The organism is Streptomyces sp. bgisy100 (assembly GCF_057709105.1).
Genome location: NZ_JBYITE010000047.1, coordinates 38,595 through 57,739 on the forward strand (window position 1 = coordinate 38,595; position 19,145 = coordinate 57,739).

15 protein-coding genes are annotated in these 19,145 nt (G+C 71.4%); 8 read left to right on the forward strand and 7 right to left on the reverse strand.

All coding sequences use genetic code 11. The annotated features are described in order from the left end of the window. Positions 1-209: 209 nt before the first annotated feature. The 6 genes from AC3EQ1_RS25465 (at position 210) to AC3EQ1_RS25490 (ending at position 7,410) form a co-directional block, all read left to right on the forward strand. Positions 210-1,541 (forward strand): DUF2252 domain-containing protein, encoded by a 1,332-nt coding sequence (locus AC3EQ1_RS25465; protein WP_432096663.1) that lies wholly within the window; start codon positions 210-212, stop codon positions 1,539-1,541. Between the two features lie 336 nt (positions 1,542-1,877). Next, entirely contained in the window at positions 1,878-2,252 is a 375-nt protein-coding gene (locus AC3EQ1_RS25470; protein WP_432096664.1) for a hypothetical protein, read from the forward strand. 277 nt (positions 2,253-2,529) lie between these two features. Then, the gene (locus AC3EQ1_RS25475) at positions 2,530-3,213 is read left to right on the forward strand and encodes a hypothetical protein (RefSeq protein WP_432096665.1); all 684 of its coding nucleotides are present in this window, start codon (positions 2,530-2,532) and stop codon (positions 3,211-3,213) included. Between the two features lie 59 nt (positions 3,214-3,272). Next, positions 3,273-4,121, forward strand: coding sequence for a thioredoxin domain-containing protein (locus tag AC3EQ1_RS25480; RefSeq protein WP_432096666.1), 849 nt, complete (start codon positions 3,273-3,275; stop codon positions 4,119-4,121). Positions 4,122-4,461: 340 nt separating this feature from the next. Then, a complete protein-coding gene (locus AC3EQ1_RS25485) occupies positions 4,462-6,102 on the forward strand; it encodes an alkaline phosphatase D family protein (protein WP_432096667.1) in 1,641 nt (546 codons plus the stop codon). A gap of 288 nt (positions 6,103-6,390) precedes the next feature. Further along, positions 6,391-7,410, forward strand: coding sequence for a zinc metalloprotease (locus tag AC3EQ1_RS25490; RefSeq protein WP_432096668.1), 1,020 nt, complete (start codon positions 6,391-6,393; stop codon positions 7,408-7,410). A 111-nt stretch (positions 7,411-7,521) separates the two neighbouring features. Here AC3EQ1_RS25490 and AC3EQ1_RS25495 read toward each other — a convergent pair whose 3' ends face one another. Continuing rightward, positions 7,522-8,103 (reverse strand): dienelactone hydrolase family protein, encoded by a 582-nt coding sequence (locus tag AC3EQ1_RS25495; RefSeq protein WP_432096669.1) that lies wholly within the window; start codon positions 8,101-8,103, stop codon positions 7,522-7,524. Between the two features lie 102 nt (positions 8,104-8,205). Between AC3EQ1_RS25495 and AC3EQ1_RS25500 the strand changes: the two genes are divergently transcribed. After that, positions 8,206-9,327 (forward strand): mechanosensitive ion channel family protein, encoded by a 1,122-nt coding sequence (locus tag AC3EQ1_RS25500; protein ID WP_432096678.1) that lies wholly within the window; start codon positions 8,206-8,208, stop codon positions 9,325-9,327. Here the strand turns inward: AC3EQ1_RS25500 and AC3EQ1_RS25505 are convergent. The 6 genes from AC3EQ1_RS25505 to AC3EQ1_RS25530 all read right to left on the reverse strand — a co-directional run bounded on the left by AC3EQ1_RS25505 (position 9,299) and on the right by AC3EQ1_RS25530 (position 14,981). Continuing rightward, positions 9,299-10,045 carry an SDR family NAD(P)-dependent oxidoreductase gene (locus AC3EQ1_RS25505; protein ID WP_432096670.1) on the reverse strand — a complete coding sequence of 249 codons (747 nt, stop codon included), beginning with the start codon at positions 10,043-10,045 and terminating at the stop codon, positions 9,299-9,301. The two genes, AC3EQ1_RS25500 and AC3EQ1_RS25505, sit on opposite strands and share 29 nt — an antisense overlap. A gap of 37 nt (positions 10,046-10,082) precedes the next feature. Beyond that, positions 10,083-11,681, reverse strand: a complete 1,599-nt coding sequence (locus tag AC3EQ1_RS25510; RefSeq protein ID WP_432096671.1) for a Na+/H+ antiporter — start codon at positions 11,679-11,681, stop codon at positions 10,083-10,085. A 72-nt stretch (positions 11,682-11,753) separates the two neighbouring features. Beyond that, on the reverse strand, positions 11,754-12,236 hold the full coding sequence (locus AC3EQ1_RS25515; RefSeq protein WP_432096672.1) for a GNAT family N-acetyltransferase: 483 nt from the start codon (positions 12,234-12,236) through the stop codon (positions 11,754-11,756). Beyond that, positions 12,233-13,174: an RluA family pseudouridine synthase gene (locus AC3EQ1_RS25520; RefSeq protein ID WP_351512862.1), complete on the reverse strand. Its 942-nt coding sequence runs from the start codon at positions 13,172-13,174 to the stop codon at positions 12,233-12,235. Before AC3EQ1_RS25520 ends, AC3EQ1_RS25515 begins: the two co-directional genes overlap by 4 nt. A gap of 95 nt (positions 13,175-13,269) precedes the next feature. Next, positions 13,270-13,836, reverse strand: a complete 567-nt coding sequence (gene lspA, locus AC3EQ1_RS25525; RefSeq protein ID WP_432096673.1) for a signal peptidase II — start codon at positions 13,834-13,836, stop codon at positions 13,270-13,272. 89 nt (positions 13,837-13,925) lie between these two features. Further along, complete coding sequence (locus AC3EQ1_RS25530; protein WP_432096674.1) at positions 13,926-14,981, reverse strand: TraR/DksA family transcriptional regulator; 1,056 nt, start codon at positions 14,979-14,981, stop codon at positions 13,926-13,928. Positions 14,982-15,577: 596 nt separating this feature from the next. Between AC3EQ1_RS25530 and ileS the strand changes: the two genes are divergently transcribed. Continuing rightward, the gene (gene ileS, locus AC3EQ1_RS25535; RefSeq protein WP_432096675.1) at positions 15,578-18,721 is read left to right on the forward strand and encodes an isoleucine--tRNA ligase; all 3,144 of its coding nucleotides are present in this window, start codon (positions 15,578-15,580) and stop codon (positions 18,719-18,721) included. The last annotated feature ends 424 nt before the right edge of the window (positions 18,722-19,145 follow it).

Genomic DNA, 19,145 nt, shown 5'->3' on the forward strand with positions numbered 1-19,145 from the left:
AGCGAGGGTCGGAGAACAGGACGGGCGACGGCTAGGAAGTCTACGACTCCGCACCGACAGCGAAGGGGACACAGCGCCGGTCTCACCCCCGGAGCGGGCACTCGGCGGTAGCCTCGCCCGTTGCACCTGTTGATGGTCCGTGTGCCGTGCCGCAGCGCCCGGCGGCGGACCGTCCGTCCCACCCGCCACGCACCAGGAGGCGTACCGCGATGTCGTCCCAGCAGGCCCCGGCCGCCCAGGCCGAGCAGCGCGGCGAGGAGATCCTCGCCGTCTTCGACACCGCCTTCGGGCAGCTGCTCGCCGCCGACCCGGCCGCCTTCCGGGTCAAGTTCCGGAAGATGGCGGCCTCGGCCTTCGCGTTCTACCGCGGCACGGCCTGCCTGTTCTACAACGATCTGAAGGACGGCGAGGGCGGTCCGTTCCTCGACGACCGGACCTCCCGCGTCTGGATCCACGGTGATCTCCACGCCGAGAACTTCGGCACCTACATGGATGCCAACGGCCGGCTGGTCTTCAACGTCAACGACTTCGACGAGGCGTACGTCGGCCCCTTCACCTGGGACCTGAAGCGCTTCGCCGCCTCCGTCGCCCTGATCGGCTACACCAAGGCCCTCAGCGACGAGATGATCACCGACCTGGTCCGCACCTACGCCACCGCCTACCGCGAGCGGATCCACGCCCTGGCCACCGGCGCCAAGGACGACGAGGTGCCGCCCTTCACCCTCGACACCGCCGAGGGCCCGCTGCTCGACGCACTGCGGGTGGCGCGCTCCGTCACCCGTTTCGGGCTGCTGGACTCGATGACCGAGATCCGGGACTTCGAGCGCCGCTTCACCCCCGGCGGGGGCACGATCGAGCTGGACGCGGCCACCCGCTACAAGGTGCTCGCCGCCTTCGACGGCTACCTGGAGACCCTCCCGGAGTCCAGCCTGACCCGCCCGGACTCCTACCGGGTCAAGGACGTCGTCGGCCGCCGCGGCATCGGGATCGGCAGCGCGGGCCTGCCCTCGTACAACATCCTTCTCGAGGGCAACAGCGACGCCCTGGAGAACGACGTCGTGATCTACATGAAGCAGGCGCAGACCCCGGCGGTGTCCCGGCACATCACCGACGAGGCGGTGCGCTCCTACTTCCGGCACGAGGGGCACCGCACGGTCATCTCGCAGCGCGCCCTGCAGGACCACGCCGACCCGTGGCTGGGCTGGACCGAGCTGGACGGGGCGGGGCAGCTGGTCGCCGAGGTCTCGCCGTACGCCGTCGACCTGGACTGGTCCGACATCGACGATCCGGCCGAGATCGCCGAGGTCGTGGCCGACCTGGGGCGGGCCACCGCCACCATGCACGCGGCGGCGGACGACGAGAGCGGCCACTCGCTGGTCCCGTTCTCCACGGAGCGCGCCATCGACGCGGCGATCGCGGCCGACGAGGAGGGCTTCGTGCGGCTGCTGACGGACTTCGCGCACTCCTACGGCGCGCAGGCCCGGGCCGACCACCAGACCTTCGTCGACCTGTTCCGCAACGGCCGGATTCCGGGGGTGTGAGGCGATTCGACCCCGGGGCGCCGGGACCGAACGCGCGGCAACCCGGCACGGGCAGGCAAGGGGGGTCATGAACAGTCGATCTCCCACGGACCGGAGTTCCGTCCAGGCATGACACGAGGGCCGGCGACCACAAAGGTCGTCGGCCCTCCTTGCATCTAGCCCCCCCCACACCAACACAAAGCACCCATACGTAATGCGTCCTCGAGTTGCGGTCACCCCCAACCCGCTAACGCTTGACATCGCGCATTTAGATGAAGAAAGATCGCAGAGCGCCGCGAGGAGGCTCTGAACTTCCTCGCATATGCGACCAATTGACACAACAAAACTGGGGGAAGCATGAAACTGAGCACCAAAGGCCTGGCGGCGTCGTTCGGCGCAGCCGCTGCCGCAGTCCTGCTGGTCAGCAGCCCCGCTTCGGCCGGCACCAACGCCTTCGTCAAGACAACCGACCCGTTCAACGGGGGAGCCGCGGGCTACCACGCGAGCAACGACACCTTCACCGTCTGCGACAACAGGGCGGACGGCCTGACCGCCAGCGGCCACATCGGCTGGAGCAGCAGGGCCGGGTCCTACTGGATTCCGGTCACGGACAAGAGCTCCGGCAATGCGTGCGTGCGCAAGAAGCTGAACATCCCCAACGGCCTGCGGGTGGGCATCAAGATCTGCCTCCAGGGTGACCGCTACTGCGCCACCAAGTACGGCAAGTCGTAACCGGCAGTAACCGACTCGGTCACCCCGGCCGATCGGTTCACCGGTGATCGATATCGGGTGGGCGCCCCTCGTGGTGCGCCCACCCGAGTCTCGTTGGGCCCGCCGGCACGGCTCCTCCACCTCGAGGCGGGCGAGGACCTTGAATGCGACAGGCCACAAGATCTGCCGCAAACGGACGGCACCGTCCCGTGCTCGGAGGCCGGTGGGAGCCGGAGCGCCGGACGAAGTGCGATCCTTTAGGCACCGCTTAGCCGCGCTCATGGCACACTCTCCGGCGATGGACATATCAGGGGCACGGCTCAGGGCACTGCGCGCGGCGCTGTTCACAGCGCTCTGCGTGACCCTGTCCGCTGCCTCGCACGTCCTGCTGTCCGGTGTGCCACTGCCGGTGACGACCGTCGCCGCGCTCACCGCCGGCGTGTACGCGATCGCGTACGCCCTGGCCGGCCGGGAGCGCGGCTTCGTACGGATCGCCGCACTGCTGATCCCCCTGGAGCTCGCCGCGGACACCGTGTTCACCACCGGCCAGCACGCCTGTTACGGCCGGGCGGGCGGCCCGGTCGCCGGGCCGCTGCGTTCGGTCGGGGTGGATCTGCTGTGCAGCGGCGGCGACTTCGGCACCCCGCTGGCCCGGATGACGGGCCGCGACGCCGGCGCGGGGATGCCGCACGTCGCCGTCGATCCGGCGCTGCCCTGGCTGCTGCTGGCCGTCCATGTCGCGGTGGGTCTCGTCGCGGCGGCCTGGCTCCGGCGCGGCGAGGCCGCTCTCGCCCGGCTGCTGCGGGCCGTCGCCACGCTCACCTTCCGGCCGCTGCTGATCGCGGTCGCCTCGGTGCTGGCGGGCGACGTACCGGCCCGTGCCCGGCTCCGGCCGGTCGCGCCGCTGCCCACGGCCCGTACGCACCCGATGCTCGCCCACTCCGTCGGACGGCGCGGACCGCCGTGCCCGGTGGCTCCCTGAAGCCTCACCCGGCACAGCAGTCCCTCTTTTCATTCCGACGACGGAGCAGGAACACCACGATGAGCAACCGCAACAGCCAGGCCAACAAGCAGGCGGCCCGCGAGCGCATGCGCGCGGAGCGCGAGCGCCAGGCGAAGAAGGACAAGATCCGCCGACAGCTGATCGTCGGCACCTCGATCGTCGCCGTGCTGGGCATAGCCGCCGGGATCGGCGTGGCCGTCACCAAGATGAACAGCAGCAACGGCAGCGACAGCGCGAGCGCCGCCGGCTGGCAGTCGGGCCCCAAGAAGAAGAAGTTCGTCGCCCCCGCCAACACCTCGGGCAAGAACGGCACCGACATCATCATCGGCAAGAAGGACGCCAAGAAGACGGTGGAGGTGTTCGAGGACCCGCGGTGCCCCGTCTGCGCGACCTTCGAGCAGAGCACGGGCGAGAAGGTCCGCAAGGAGATGGAGGACGGCAAGTACAAGCTGTCGTTCACCATCGGCACCTTCATCGACGACGGCATCCCCGGCACCGGCTCCAAGAACGCGCTCAGCGCGCTGGGGGCGGCCGTGAACGTCAGCCCGGAAGCGTTCCTGGACTACAAGAAGGCGCTCTTCTCCCCGGACAACCACCCGTCGGAGCAGGACGACGCCTTCGGCAAGGACAGCCGTCTGATCAAGATCGCCCAGGAGGTGCCGGCGCTGAAGGACAACGCGTCCTTCAAGAAGGCCCTCAAGAACGGGACCTACGACCCGTGGGCACTGAAGATGTCGGCCAAGTTCAAGGGCGTGAAGGACATCTCCGGCACCCCGAGCTTCAAGCTCAACGGGACGAAGATGCTGGCCCCTGGCGGCGACCCGAGGACCCCCATCACGACGCCGGAGCAGTTCGACTACGCCTACAAGAAGGCGGACAAGAAGTAGCGGAACGGCATCCGGCGGGCACCGGCCGGCGGGGAGGTCTCCCCGCGGTACCGCCCACCGGATGCCGCACATGACTCGCCGGCCCCGTCCGGCGGTTGCCCGGGATGTTCCGGCAACCGCCGGACGGGGCCGCGGCTTTGGCGGGCCGCCCGCCGGCACCGCGGCCCTCCGGACCCCCGGAAATCTCCCGCGGCCGGCCCCCGGAATGGCCTGCCGCCCGAGGCGCGGACGAGCGCCCCGCCCCCACCGCCCGGCCACCGTCCGACCGTTCGGTGACAGGTGGGCAAACTTATGATTTCTACCCACCTGTTTGCAGTACTAGCCAGTAATGTGATCGGCCGTGACCGATCTTCTTCCTGACACCACCTCACGCCGCACGGTCGTCAAAGCCGCGGCCGTCTCCGCCGCCCTCATACCGCTGGCCACCGCCCCCCAGGCGACGGCAGCCGGGGCGGCCCCCGCCTTCCTGCACGGTGTCGCCTCCGGTGACCCGCTGCCCGACGGCGTCCTCCTGTGGACCCGGGTGACCCCCACCCCCGACGCCGTGCCCGGCTCCGGCAAGGGCCCGGATGTCGCGGTGCGCTGGGAGGTCGCCGAGGACAAGGGGTTCAGCAAGGTCGTGGCGAACGGCACCACGACCGCGAAGGCCGCCTCCGACCACACCGTCAAGGCCGATGTGCGCGGGCTGCGCCCCGCCACCCCGTACTGGTTCCGCTTCACCGTCGACGGGGTGCACTCCGCCGTGGGCCGGACCCGCACCACCCCCGCGCACGACGACGCCTCGCACGCCCCGCGGTTCGGCGTGGTCTCCTGCGCCAACTGGGAGTCCGGCTACTTCTCCGCGTACCGCCACCTCGCCGCGCGCACCGACCTCGACGCGGTCCTCCATCTCGGCGACTACATCTACGAGTACGCGACCGGGATCTACCCGGAGCCCAAGTACGTGGTGCGCCCGCACTCCCCCACCCACGAGATCACCACCCTGGCCGACTACCGCATCCGGCACGGCGCGTACAAGACCGACCCCGACCTCCAGCAGCTCCAGGCCGCCCACCCGGTCGTGGCGATCTGGGACGACCACGAGTTCGCCAACGACGCCTGGTCCGGCGGCGCGGAGAACCACACCCCGGGCGCCGAGGGCGACTGGGCCCAGCGCGTGGCCGCCGCCAAGCAGGCCTACTTCGAGTGGATGCCGGTGCGGACCTCGACCTCCGGCACCACCTACCGGCGGCTGCGCTTCGGCAAGCTCGCCGATCTGCACCTGCTCGACCTGCGCTCGTTCCGCTCGGAGCCGTCGAAGATCGGCAACGGCGGGGTGGACGACCCCAACCGGACGATCACCGGCCGCGCCCAGCTCGACTGGCTGAAGGCGGGCCTGGCCTCCTCCGACGCCCCCTGGAAGCTCGTCGGCACCTCGGTGATGATCTCCCCGGTGGCCTTCGGCTCCCTCCCGGCGCACCTGCTCGGGCCGCTCGCCGAGCTGATGGGGCTGCCCAAGGAGGGGCTGGCGATCAACGTCGACCAGTGGGACGGCTACACCGACGACCGGCGTGAACTGCTCGCCCATCTGCGCGACCGGTCGATCAGCAATACGGTCTTCCTCACCGGTGACATCCACATGGCCTGGGCCACCGATGTGCCGGTCAAGGCCGCGACGTACCCGGTGTCCGCCTCCGCCGCGACCGAGTTCGTGGTGACGTCGGTGACCTCCGACAACCTCGACGAGATCCTCCATGTCGCCCCGCACACCCTGTCGCTGGCCGCCGCGACGGCCATCCGGGCCGCGAACCGCCATGTGAAGTGGGTGGACATGGACTCGCACGGCTACGGCGTCCTCGACGTCACCGCCGAGCGGACCCAGATGGACTACTACGTGATCTCCGACAAGTCCGACCGGAACGCCACGTCGGAGTGGACGCGCTCCTACCGCACCCTCTCCGGCACCCAGAAAGTGGAGCGCGTACACGAACCCGTTCGCTGAACGCCGTTTTCCGGCCAGTCCCGTTCCGTATACCGGACCGTGACTCCGTCGCTGGGAGTGGTGTGTTCCGCGGAACGATTGGGGACACACCACTCTCTCCCGCCACCTCGGGCGTTACGGACGTGTCTCACAGTGCCCAGAGTGTCGGTAGATCTCTCCCCAACGCCCCAATTGCCCCAGACGTTTGATTGGGCCAGTTAGGACCTGCTGAAGCTCTCACGCCGCCTCGTAATCTCCCGGCACGGCAGGCGGAAATCCCACCTGACACCGTGTCCGCGAGGAGCCCAGATGCGCGCAACGGCCCGAATATCCCCGCGTCTTCGCCAACGTCTCATCGGCACCGCCCTGCTGGCGGGTGCCCTGGCCTTCACCCCGCTGACCCCCACAGCCGGCGCCGTGAACGCCAAGGCCCCCTCCGGAACCAAGGCCGAGAAGTGCCCCGACGGCAGCGCCCCGAGCGCGACGGCGCGGAAGGCGGACCCGGCGAGCGGGCTGGGCAGCGCCACCGCACACGAGCCGAACGACGTCTCCGCCTCCGAGGCCGAGGCCATGGACAGAGACCTGCAGCGAAGAGTCGGCCAGCTCCGCAAGTCGCCCCAGGGCAAGCTGCTGGCGGCCAAGGCGGCCGCGTCGACCACGATCCCGGTGTACTTCCACGTGGTGCACGACGGTGACAAGGGCAAGCTCGGCGCCGCGGACGTCGAGGGCCAGATGAAGGTCCTCAACGAGGCCTTCGCCGGCAAGGGCGACGGCAACACCGGCAGCCAGTTCAAGTTCAAGCTGGTCAAGACCGACTACACCCAGAGCGCCGAGTGGTACAACGGCATGGAGCCGGACGGCTCCGCCGAGCGTGACATGAAGACCAAGCTCCGCAAGGGCGGCTCCAGCGCGCTCAACATCTACACCGCGGGCCTCGGCGGCGGTCTGCTCGGCTGGGCCACCTTCCCCGAGTGGTACCCGGACGACCCGAAGATGGACGGCGTCGTCGTCCTGGACGAGTCGCTGCCCGGCGGCTCGGCCGCGGACTACAACGAGGGCGACACCGCCACCCACGAGGTCGGTCACTGGATGGGCCTGTACCACACCTTCCAGGACGGCTGCTCGGAGCCGAACGACTACGTCGCCGACACCGCCCCCGAGGCGAGCCCGGCGTTCGCGTGCCCGGTCGGCCGTGACACCTGTGCCGCGGAGGGCCTCGACCCGATCCGCAACTTCATGGACTACACGTACGACTCGTGCATGACCCTCTTCACCCCGGGTCAGGTCGAGCGGATGACCCAGTCCTGGTACGCCTACCGCGCCAGCTGATCCAGCGCCCGCGCGGCACGCAGCCGGGAACGCCCCGTCGCACCCCCAGTGCGGCGGGGCGTTCCGCGTGCCGGCCCGCCGGGGGCGGCCCGTATCGCCCGGGGCTCCGGGTCAGAGCTCCGCCAGGAAGGCCAGCGCCACCGGCCAGAGCGACTCCGCCGCCTCGGCGTCGTAGTCCGGCAGCTCGGGATCGGTGAAGATGTGCCCGGCACCCGGGTAGCGGTAGACCTCCACGTCCGCCCCGGCCCGCCGCATCCGCAGGTACCAGGCGTTCAGCCAGTCCTGCGGCTCGAACGGGTCGGGGTCGGCGACGTGCAGCTGGACCGGCAGCTCGTCGGTCGCGGCGTCGTCGGCGAGGTCGGAGGTGCCGTGCAGGAGCAGCAGGCCGCGGGCCTTCTCGTCGGCCAGGGCGAGATTCTGGGCGATGGAGCCGCCGAGCGAGAAGCCCGCGTAGACCAGCCCGCGGTCGGAGAGCGGCGCCACGGCGGTGACGGCGCGCCGCAGCAGCTCCTCCTGGCCGATCTCGTCCTTGATCGCCATGCCTTCCTCGACCGTGTCGGCCGTGCGCCCGTCGTAGAGGTCGGGCACATGGACCTCGTGCCCGGCGGCGCGGAGCCGGTCGGCAGCCGCCCCGACGGCCGGACGCAGGCCATGGGCCGAGTGGAACAGAACAATCGTCGAGGAGGACGGCACCTGGTTTCCCTTAGCTCTCGGTGTATCGCACTTCTCACATCGTGCCAGCTACGGTCGTGGGTACGCGGACTGCCGTAAGCGTTGAAAGGAGCTGAGGTGTCCATGGAGGACGTGCTGCGTCCGCTGCTCGTGATCGGCGGCTCAATCGCGATCACCCTGGTGATCGGCTGGCTCGTCGACCAAGGCCTGCGCCGGAGCGACGCCCGCCACCCCGAGACCCCGCTGTGGGGTCTGCTGCGCCGTTGCCGCATCCCCTTCCAGTTCGTGCTCTGCGCGGCGCTGCTGCGCGGTTCGTACGACCAGGCCCACCTGGCCCGGGACCACACCGCCGCGATCGGGCAGCTGCTCACCCTGGTGCTGATCGGAGCGACGGCCTGGCTGGTGATACGGATCGCCACCGCGATCGTGGAGTCCACCTACTCCCGCTACGCCACGGCGACCCGCGACCCCGCCCGGGTGCGCCGGGTGCGCACCCAGGTCACGCTGATCCAGCGGGTGGTCACCGCGATCGTCGGTGTGGTGGCGGCGGCCGCGATGCTGCTGACCTTCCCCGAGATGCGTGCGGTCGGGACCTCGATGCTGGCGTCGGCCGGTCTGCTGGGCATCGTCGCCGGTATCGCCGCGCAGTCCACGCTGGGCAATCTCTTCGCCGGGCTGCAGATCGCCTTCGGCGACATGGTGCGGATAGGCGACACGGTCGTGGTGGACGACGAGTGGGGAACGGTCGAGGAGATCACGCTGACCTTCCTGACCGTGAAGACCTGGGACGAGCGCCGGATCACCATGCCGGTGTCGTACTTCACGAGCCAGCCGTTCGAGAACTGGTCGCGCGGCGGGCCGCAGATGACCGGCACGGTCTTCTTCCAGCTCGACCACACCGCTCCGGTGGAGGCCATGCGGGAGAAGGCGCACGAGATCGTGCAGGACTGCCCGGCCTGGGACGGGCGGGACTGGACGCTCGTGGTCACCGACACCGGCCCGACCACGATGGAGGTCCGGGCGCTGGTCACCGCGCGGGACGCGGATTCGCTGTGGACGGTGCGCTGCGAGGTCCGGGAGCGGATGATCGCCTGGCTGCGGGACGAGCACCCGTACGCGCTGCCGCGGGTCTCGACCGCCCCGGCGGTGCTGCCGCCCCAGGACGCCCCTCGGGACGGCGAACCCCAGGACGACGTGCTGTTCGAGTCCCCCGGCCCTAACGGCCGCGCTCGGCGCCGCCGTTGACCTGAATCACCTGGGCGGTGATGTGGCCGGCCGCCGCCGAGGCGAGCCAGTGCAGCGTCTCCGCCACGTCCCCGGGGGTTCCGGCCCGTCCGGTGAGCGTCTCGGCGACCAGCGCGTCGTGCCGCTCGTCGGGCAGGGCCCCGCCGAAGAAGCCCGTCTCCTCGACATAGCCGGGGGCGACCAGGTTCACCGTGACGCCGCGCGGCCCCAGCGACCGGGCGAGGGCCTGGGCGTACGGGTGCAGGGCCGCCTTGGCGGAGGCGTAGGGGTGGGAGCCCGAGCCGCGGAGCGCGGCGATGGAGCTCAGGAACAGCACCCGCCCGCCCGGCGAGGCCAGGTGGTCGCGGAGCGCCTCGGTCAGCAGCACCGCGGTGTGCACGTTCAGCCGGAAGTTGACGGTCCAGTCGTGGGCGACGGCGGCCAGCGGATCGGCGGTGTCCGGCGGCGGCTCCAGGCCGCCGTTCCCGCCCGCGTTGTTGACCAGGACGTCCACGGCGCCGAAGCGCTCGCAGATGAACCGCGCCGCCTCCTGCGTCTGTCCCGGGTCGGTCAGGTCCACGGCGCGGGCGACCGCACCGGGCACCGCGGCCGCGGCCTGTTCGAGGACCTCGGCCCGCCGCCCGAGCAGCACCACCCGGTCGCCGTCCCGGGCGAACGCTCTCGCCGTGGCCAGCCCGATGCCCGTACCGCCCCCGCTGATCACCACCGTGCGCGCCATGCGACCGGCCCCCTCCTTCGGAAGATCGAATCGCAGTCTACGGCGGCGTCCCCCGGAGACTGCGGACATCGAGTTCGTGCAGCACCCGGTCCACCACCTCGGGGTCCGCCCCCGGCTCGCTGCGCGCCGCCAGCACCTCGTGGCGGGCCGCGGACAGCATCTCCGCCTGGATCCGCTGCACCCGCCGGACGCGCGCGATCCGCTTCTCCTGGGTCTCCCGCCGCTCGTCGTCGATGATGTCCGGGGAGATGCGCACCCCGATCTCGTGGGCCCGGCGCAGCAGCAGCTCGGACAGCTCCTCCGGCAGCTCCTCCACCTGCTCGATCTCCCGGAGCCGGCGTTTGGCGGCCTTGGCGACGCGCAGCGCGAGGACGCGCTCGTGCTCGCGTTCGGCGTCGGTGTCGGCCCGCACACCGAGCCGTCTGACCAGCCACGGCAGGGTCAGCCCCTGCAGCACCAGGGTGGCCATGACCACGGCGAACGCGATGAAGAGGATCTCCTCGCGGGCGGGGAACGGGGCGCCGCCGTCGACGGTCAGCGGGATGGCGAGCGCCAGGGCGACCGAGGCGACCCCACGCATCCCGGCCCACCACATGACGACGGTCTCCCGCCAGGTCAGCGGGATGTCCTCGGCGATGTCCCGGCGGCGGTGCATCCGGCGGGCCAGCCAGGCGGCGGGCAGCAGCCAGAGCAGCCGGACGCCCACCACGACGCCGACGACGACGGCGCTGGCACCCAGCAGCTGGCCCCAGCGGCCGGAGGCGGTACCGAACAGGTTGTGCAGCTCCAGGCCGATGAGTCCGAAGGCGACACCGGTGACCAGGGTGTCGACGACGCCCCAGAAGGTGTTGCCGGCCAGCCGTCCCAGGACGTCGTCGGCGTCGGCGGTGCGCTCGGCGAGGAACAGCGCGGTGGTGAGCACGGCCAGCACCCCGGACCCGTGGAGCTCCTCGGCCAGGACGTAGGAGACGAACGGCACCAGCAGGCTGAGCCCGATCTGCAGGGTCGCGTCGCCGAGCAGCCCGATCAGGTGGTTGGCGACCCAGCCCAGCGCGAGGCCGACCGCCACCGCCACGACCGCGGAGAGCACCAGCGAGCCGGCGGCCCGCGGCGCCGAGAAGCTGCCGCCGACGGCCGCCGCCAGCGCCGCGTGGTAGATCACGATCGCGGTGACGTCGTTGAACAGCCCCTCGCCCTCCAGGATCGACACCATGCGCCGGGGCAGCCCGAGCGAACCGGCGACGGCGGTCGCCGCGATCGGGTCGGGCGGGGCGACCAGCGCGCCCAGCACGACGGCGGCGGCCAGCGGCAGCCCGGGGACGACGGCCTGCGCGACCGCGGCGACCGCCGCGGTGGTGACGAACACCAGGGCCACCGCGAGCAGGAAGATCGCCCGCTTGTTGGCCGTGAACTGTCGCCAGGAGGTGCGCTGCACCGAGGCGTAGAGCAGCGGCGGCAGGACGAGCGGCAGGATGAACTCGGGCGGAATGTCGACGTTCGGCACGAACGGCAGCAGGGCGAGGACGATCCCGCCCAGCGTCATCAGCACCGGCGACGGCAGCCCCAGCCGGTCGCCGAGCGGCACCGTGACCACGGCCCCGAGCAGCAGGGCGAACAGCAGGGCCAGCTGGTCCACGGTGGTGTCGCTCCAGTCGTTCGGGCGGCCGGGCAGAGCCTCCAGCCTGCCACGACCTGCACCATCGGGTCGTCAGAGCAGCTTGTGCATCGCCTGGTGGGGTATGCCGCTGCCCTCGTCGAACACCGGCCCGTGGGCGGTGTAGCCGAGCTTCTCGTAGAAGGCGAGTGCGGAGGTCTGGGCCTCCAGGTGGACGCCGCCGAGCCCGAGCAGCCGGGCCTGCTCCTCCACGGCCCGGACCAGCGCCGCGCCCAGTCCCGTGCCCCGGGCGGCGCCGCGCACGGCGAGCCGGCCGAGGGCGGCGGTGGCCGACCCGTCGACACCCGAGGCGCCGTACTTCCGGTCCACCGCCGGGCCGTGCAGCACGCGCGCGGTGCCCAGCGGACCGTCGGGGCCCTCGGCGAGCAGATGGACGGCGTCCGCGTCGTACGCGTCCAGCTCCACCTCCTCGGGGACCCCCTGCTCGCGGACGAAGACCTCCCGGCGCACGGCGAAGCAGCGCTCGCGGTCGGCCTCGCCCGCGACGCGGATCACATAGGGGCGCGGCGAGGTCATCCGCTCTCCGCGCGGACGGTCTCCAGGGCGTTGCGCAGGTCCTCGGGGTAGTCGCTCTCGAACTCGACCCAGCGCCCGTCGGCGGGGTGCTCGAAGCCGAGCCGGACCGCGTGCAGCCACTGGCGGGTGAGCTTCAGCCGCTTGGCGAGGGTGGGGTCCGCGCCGTAGGTGAGGTCGCCGACGCAGGGGTGCCGGTGGGCGGCCATGTGCACCCGGATCTGGTGGGTGCGGCCGGTCTCCAGCTTGATGTCGAGCAGGCTGGCGGCGCGGAACGCCTCGATGAGGTCGTAGTGGGTGACGCTCGGCTTGCCGTCGGCGGTGACGGCCCACTTGTAGTCGTGGTTCGGGTGCCGGCCGATGGGGGCGTCGATGGTGCCGCTCAGCGGGTCGGGGTGGCCCTGGACGAGGGCCTGGTAGCGCTTGTCGACCGTGCGCTCGCGGAACTGCTGCTTGAGCAGGCTGTAGGCACGCTCGGACTTGGCGACGACCATCAGCCCGGAGGTGCCCACGTCGAGGCGGTGCACGATGCCCTGGCGCTCGGCCGCGCCGGAGGTGGAGATCCGGTAGCCGGCAGCGGCCAGTCCGCCGATGACGGTCGTGCCGGTCCAGCCGGGGCTGGGGTGGGCGGCGACGCCGACCGGCTTCATGATCACGACGATGTCGTCGTCGTCGTGGACGATCTCCATGCCCTCGACGGGCTCGGCCACGATCTGCACCGGCGGGGCGGCCTGCGGCAGCTCCACCTCCAGCCAGGCGCCACCGCTCACCCGGTCGGACTTGCCGGCCGGGCTGCCGTCGATCTGGACCTTCCCGGAGGCGGCGAGCTCGGCGGCCTTGGTCCGGGAGAAGCCGAACATCCGGGCGATCGCGGCGTCGACGCGCTCGCCCTCCAGGCCGTCGGGTACGGGCAGCGTGCGGATCTCGGGAAGGGTACTCACCCGGACGAGTATGCCGGACCGGCGGAGACGGTTCGTACGCCCGTCCTCCTGCTCAGTCCTCGTGGACCGTCGGTCAGTCCTTGTGAACCGATTGGTCAGTCCTTGTGGACCGTGCCGTCCGGGTCCAGGCCGCGGAAGGAGAGGATCACGATCAGGGCCCCGCCGCAGACGATCGCGGAGTCGGCGAGGTTGAAGACCGCGAAGTGCGCGGGCGCGATGAAGTCCACCACAGCGCCCTGGAGGAAGCCCGGGGACCGGAAGATCCGGTCCGTGAGGTTCCCGAGGGCGCCGCCGAGCAGCAGGCCGAGCGCGATGGCCCAGGGGGCGCTGTACAGCTTCCGGGCGATCCGGGCGATCACCACGATCACCGTCGCCGCGATGAGGGTGAAGACGATGGTGAGGGCCTGGCCGATACCGAAGGCGGCACCCGGGTTGCGGATCGCCACGAGCCGCAGCAGATCGCCCGCGATCTCCACCGGCGCGTGGTGCTCCAGCTTCGCGACCACCAGCATCTTGCTGAACAGATCCAGGGCGTAGGCGGTCGCGGCGACCGCCAGCAGCACCGCGATCCGCCGCTTCCCCCTGGGTGCGGACTCCTCGGCCTGCTCCGGCGCCGGCTCCTGGGAACCTGGAGTACCGATGATCCGCTCCGCCTCTGCCACGTATGTCCCTCAGTATCTGTCCGTGCGGGGGTACGTCCCCCGCCCGAGTAGAGCTGAGGACGAGAGTACGGCACACCCCCGCGGACGGTTCAGTGGCGCTCCTGCTTCTGCTTGCACTCGACACAGAGCGTGGCGCGGGGGAACGCCTGCATCCGCGCCTTGCCGATGGGGTTCCCGCAGGACTCGCAGAGCCCGTAGGTCCCCGCGTCGAGGCGTTCCAGGGCCCGCTCGGTCTGCTCCAGCATCTCCCGGGCGTTGGCGGCGAGAGCCAGCTCGTGTTCCCGGGTGATGTTCTTCGTGCCGGTGTCGGCCTGGTCGTCGCCCGCGCCGTCCCCGGAGTCGCGCATCAGGCCGGTGATCGCCTCCTCGGAAGCGATGATCTCGGCACCGAGGCGAAGGGCCTCGTTCTGGAGCTCGGCGCGGGCCTCCGCGACCTCCTCCTCGGACCAGGGCTCCTCCTCCGGCCGGACCGGCAGCTCGCCGGGCCCGGCGGCTCCGGCGCGGGCCGGGGACACGGCCGTCGCCGCGGCAGCCGCGGCGGCCGGGACCTTCTTGGCGGACTTGGCGGACGAAGCCCCGCCCCGTGCCTTCTTCGCAACCACCGTCCTGGCTCCCGTCGTGTCAGCGGGTTTCCGGGCGGCGGTCGCCGCCTTTCCGGCCTTCTTCGCCGGTACGGCCTTCGTGGCCCGGCTCGTGCGGGCCGCGGGGGCCTTCTCCGCGGCGGTCTTTACGGCCGTCGACTTCTTCGCCGCCGGCTTCTTCGCCGCGGCCTTTTCCGTGGCCGCCTTTTTCGCCGGCGCCTTCCGGGCCGGGGGCTTGCCCGCCGCGGCCTTGCCGGCCGTCCTGCCCGCCGCCGCCTTGCTCGCCGGTGCCTTGCTCGCCGGTGCCGTGCCGGACGCGGCCTTCCCGGCAGCCGTCTTCCGGGCCGCGGCCTTCCGAGCCGGGGCCTTCTCGTCCGGCGCCGGTTTCACCGAGCCGGCCGTGCGCTTCTTCGCCGCGGCCGGTTTCCCGTCCTGCGGCGGCGTCACGGTCTTCTGGACGGTGGACTTCTTCACGGTGCTCTTCTTCGGCGGTGAATTTCGGGACGCACCGCCGGCGGATCTGGCGGACGCCGTCTTCTTCACGGCGGTCTTCTTCGCCACCATGGCCGCGGCCCCTTCACATTCTGTGATTTCGCACGCGAATCGTGCTGGGACGATAAATCGACTCCGGACCCGCGGCAACGGGGCACGCCGCCGGTCGGGGCCCTCGGGAGGCCCGGCACCTGCCGAACCGCGCGGACAGGGCGGACCTGCAACCGTTGTGCCCCGCTCCCGGCCCGGTAATCGCCCGCCGCCCCGCGCACCCGCTCCGCCCCGGCAGGCACCGGCGTCCCCGCTGAGCCGTCCGGGTCACACCGCACCCGCACCCGGCCGGGCCCGGGCGGGCCGAAAACGGGGCGGCCCCGGTCGACGACTCCCCGTACACTGGGCGCAGCGAAAGGCGTGGAAGGGGACGAGTAGCGCCGTACGCAGCCATGAGCGACCCGGGGACGGTGCGAGCCCGGGGGCCTGCGCGACGTGAAGATCACCCCCGAGCCGCCGGAAGAAAGCTCCCCAGCGGAGCGAGTAGACCCGGCATCGCGGTCCCAATGAGGGGGCCGGGGGCACCGCCCACGGCCAAGGAGGGTGGTACCGCGGGAGCCCCGGGCTCTCGTCCCTCCGACGGAACCGACATGTCCGCCGGAGGAAGAGACCCCCCGATGACGACGCCGCAGTACCGCCAGGTACCCGCCCAGGTCGACCTGCCCGCCCTCGAGCACGCCGTGCTCGACCTCTGGCGCGAGAACAAGGTCTTCGCCCGCAGCCTCGAACAGTCCGAGGGCCGCCCGGAGTGGGTGTTCTACGAGGGCCCGCCGACCGCCAACGGCATGCCCGGCGCCCACCACATCGAGGCCCGCGTCTTCAAGGACGTCTTCCCCCGGTTCCGCACCATGCAGGGCTACCACGTGGGCCGCAAGGCCGGCTGGGACTGCCACGGCCTGCCCGTGGAGCTCGCCGTGGAGAAGGAGCTCGGCTTCAACGGCAAGAAGGACATCGAGGCGTACGGCATCGCCGCCTTCAACGCCAAGTGCCGCGAGTCGGTGACCCGGCACACCGACGCCTTCGCCGAGCTCACCACGCGCATGGGCTACTGGGTCGACCTGGACGACGCCTACCGCACCATGGACCCGCAGTACGTGGAGAGCGTCTGGTGGTCGCTGAAGGAGATCTTCGGCAAGGGCCTGCTGGTCCAGGACCACCGCGTCGCCCCCTGGTGCCCGCGCTGCGGCACCGGCCTGTCCGACCACGAGCTGGCGCAGGGCTACGAGACGGTCGTCGACCCGTCCGTCTACGTCCGCTTCCCCCTCACCTCGGGCCCGCTGGCGGGCGAGGCGGCACTGCTGGTCTGGACGACCACCCCGTGGACCCTGGTCTCCAACACCGCCGTCGCCGCGCACCCCGAGGTGACCTACGTCGTCGCCACGAACGGCGAGGAGAAGCTGGTCGTCGCGGAGCCGCTGCTGGAGAAGGCCCTCGGCGAAGGCTGGGAGGCCACCGGGCAGCGCTTCACCGGCGCCGAGATGGAGCGCTGGTCCTACGAGCGCCCGTTCGCCCTGGTCGAGATCGAGAACGCGCACTTCGTCGTCAACGCCGACTACGTCACCACCGACGACGGCACCGGCCTGGTCCACCAGTCCCCCGCCTTCGGTGAGGACGACCTCAAGGTCTGCCGCTCCTACGGCCTCCCGGTGGTCAACCCGGTCCTCCCGGACGGCACCTTCGAGGAGAGCGTGCCGCTGGTCGGCGGCCGGTTCTTCAAGAAGGCCGACGAAGCGCTGGTCAAGGACCTCGACGAGCGCGGCCTGCTCTTCCGGCACCTGCCGTACGAGCACAGCTACCCGCACTGCTGGCGCTGCCACACCGCGCTGCTCTACTACGCCCAGCCGTCCTGGTACATCCGCACCACGGCCGTCAAGGACGCCCTGCTGCGCGAGAACGAGCGCACCAACTGGCACCCGGAGGCCGTGAAGCACGGCCGGTTCGGCGACTGGCTCAACAACAACATCGACTGGGCGCTGTCCCGGAACCGCTACTGGGGCACCCCGCTGCCCATCTGGCGCTGCGAGGAGAACCACCTCACCTGCGTCGGCTCCCTCACCGAGCTCTCCGAGCTCACCGGCACGGACCAGTCGGAGCTCGACCCGCACCGTCCGTACATCGACGAGATCACCTTCACCTGCTCCGCCGACGGCTGCGCGCTGGAGGCGACCCGGGTCCCGGAGGTCATCGACGCCTGGTACGACTCGGGCTCGATGCCCTTCGCGCAGTGGGGCTACCCGTACCGCAACAAGGAGATCTTCGAGAAGCGGTACCCGGCGCAGTTCATCTCCGAGGCCATCGACCAGACCCGCGGCTGGTTCTACACGCTGATGGCGGTCGGCACCCTGGTCTTCGACAAGTCGTCCTACGAGAACGTGGTCTGCCTGGGCCACATCCTCGCCGAGGACGGCCGGAAGATGTCCAAGCACCTGGGCAACATCCTCCAGCCGATCCCGCTGATGGACGAGCACGGCGCCGACGCGGTCCGCTGGTTCATGGCGGCCGGCGGCTCCCCGTGGGCCGCCCGCCGGGTGGGCCACGGCACCATCCAGGAGGTCGTGCGCAAGACGCTGCTCACCTACTGGAACACCGTCGCCTTCCAGGCCCTGTACGCCCGCACCTCCGGCTGGGCCCCGTCCGCCGCGGACCCGGCCCCCGCGGACCGTCCGCTGCTCGACCGCTGGCTGCTGAGCGAGCTCAACACCCTCACCGAGCAGGTCACCCAGGCCCTGGAGTCCTACGACACCCAGCGCGCGGGCAAGCTGCTCTCGGCCTTCGTCGACGACCTGTCGAACTGGTACGTGCGCCGGTCCCGCCGCCGCTTCTGGCAGGGCGACGCGGCCGCGCTCCGCACGCTGCACGAGTCGATCGAGACGATCACCCGCCTGATGGCCCCGATGGTGCCGTTCATCACCGAACGCGTCTGGCAGGACCTGGTCGTCCCGGTGACCCCGGACGCCCCCGACTCCGTCCACCTCACGACCTGGCCGACGGCGGACACCTCGCTGATCGACCCGGCGCTCTCCTCGCACATGGTGCTGGTGCGCCGCCTGGTGGAGCTGGGGCGTGCGACGCGTGCCGAGTCGGGTGTGAAGACCCGCCAGCCGCTCTCCCGCGCCCTCGTCGCCGCGTCGGGCTTCGAGGCCCTGGACGCCGAACTCCGCGCCCAGATCGCCGAGGAGCTCAACGTCAGCGGCCTGGCGGCGCTCTCCGAGGTCGGCGGCTCCCTGGTGGACACCACCGCCAAGGCCAACTTCCGTGCCCTCGGCAAGCGCTTCGGCAAGGGCACCCAGCCCGTCGCCAAGGCCATCGCCGGCGCGGACGCCGCCGCCCTCTCGGTCGCCCTCCGCGAGGGCACCGCCTCGGTCGAGGTCGACGGCGAAACGGTGTCCCTCTCCCCGGAGGAGGTCATCATCACCGAGACCCCGCGCGAGGGCTGGTCGGTGGCCTCGGACTCGGGCGCGACCGTCGCCCTCGACCTGGAGATCACCCCGGAACTGCGCCGCGCGGGCCTGGCCCGCGACGCGATCCGGCTGATCCAGGAGGCCCGCAAGAACAGCGGCCTGGACGTCGCGGACCGCATCGCCCTGCGCTGGGAGACGGCGGACGACGAGGTCCGCCAGGCCCTCACCGACCACCGGTCGCTGATCTCCGACGAGGTACTGGCCACGGACTTCGCCCCGGGCGAGGCCGACGACACCTACGGCGACCCCTTCACGGACGAGCCCCTCGGCCTCACCTTCCGCCTCCGCAAGCACTCCTGACCCACCCACCCCGAAGGCCCCGCCCCCGGCGGGGCCTTCGCCGTACCCACCCCCAACATCCCCCTCACCCCACAGCAACGCACCACGCGGCGCCGGACCGGGCGAACACAGCGCCGAGCCGACAGCCCCCGCCTCAGGGAGTGGAACTACAGGACCGGGCGGACGTAACGGCACGGGGTGAACACGCGGCATGGAGGTGCCGACGCGGTGCCACCGGCCCAGTTGGTCCAGACGTCGGAGGGTGGGCCACAGGGCTGGGTGAACGTAGGGGCGCGGCGCCACCGGTCCAGTAATCCGGAGGGGCGGGCCGCAGGGCTGCATGAACGTAGGGGCGAGGTGCCACCGGCCCGGTCCGGGCATGACGGCAGCCGGGGCCGCAGGGCCGGGTGAGCGCAAGGGGGTGGGGGCGCAGGGGTGGGGGGTT

Coding starts and splice junctions, on each gene's coding strand:
- AC3EQ1_RS25515 (WP_432096672.1), bottom strand. CDS start 12,236: ATGACCTCGCCGCGCCCCTATGTGATCCGCGTCGCGGGCGAGGCCGAC.
- AC3EQ1_RS25500 (WP_432096678.1), top strand. CDS start 8,206: ATGGAGGACGTGCTGCGTCCGCTGCTCGTGATCGGCGGCTCAATCGCG.
- AC3EQ1_RS25530 (WP_432096674.1), bottom strand. CDS start 14,981: ATGGTGGCGAAGAAGACCGCCGTGAAGAAGACGGCGTCCGCCAGATCC.
- AC3EQ1_RS25480 (WP_432096666.1), top strand. CDS start 3,273: ATGAGCAACCGCAACAGCCAGGCCAACAAGCAGGCGGCCCGCGAGCGC.
- AC3EQ1_RS25465 (WP_432096663.1), top strand. CDS start 210: ATGTCGTCCCAGCAGGCCCCGGCCGCCCAGGCCGAGCAGCGCGGCGAG.
- AC3EQ1_RS25490 (WP_432096668.1), top strand. CDS start 6,391: ATGCGCGCAACGGCCCGAATATCCCCGCGTCTTCGCCAACGTCTCATC.
- AC3EQ1_RS25505 (WP_432096670.1), bottom strand. CDS start 10,045: ATGGCGCGCACGGTGGTGATCAGCGGGGGCGGTACGGGCATCGGGCTG.
- AC3EQ1_RS25470 (WP_432096664.1), top strand. CDS start 1,878: ATGAAACTGAGCACCAAAGGCCTGGCGGCGTCGTTCGGCGCAGCCGCT.
- AC3EQ1_RS25475 (WP_432096665.1), top strand. CDS start 2,530: ATGGACATATCAGGGGCACGGCTCAGGGCACTGCGCGCGGCGCTGTTC.
- ileS (WP_432096675.1), top strand. CDS start 15,578: ATGACGACGCCGCAGTACCGCCAGGTACCCGCCCAGGTCGACCTGCCC.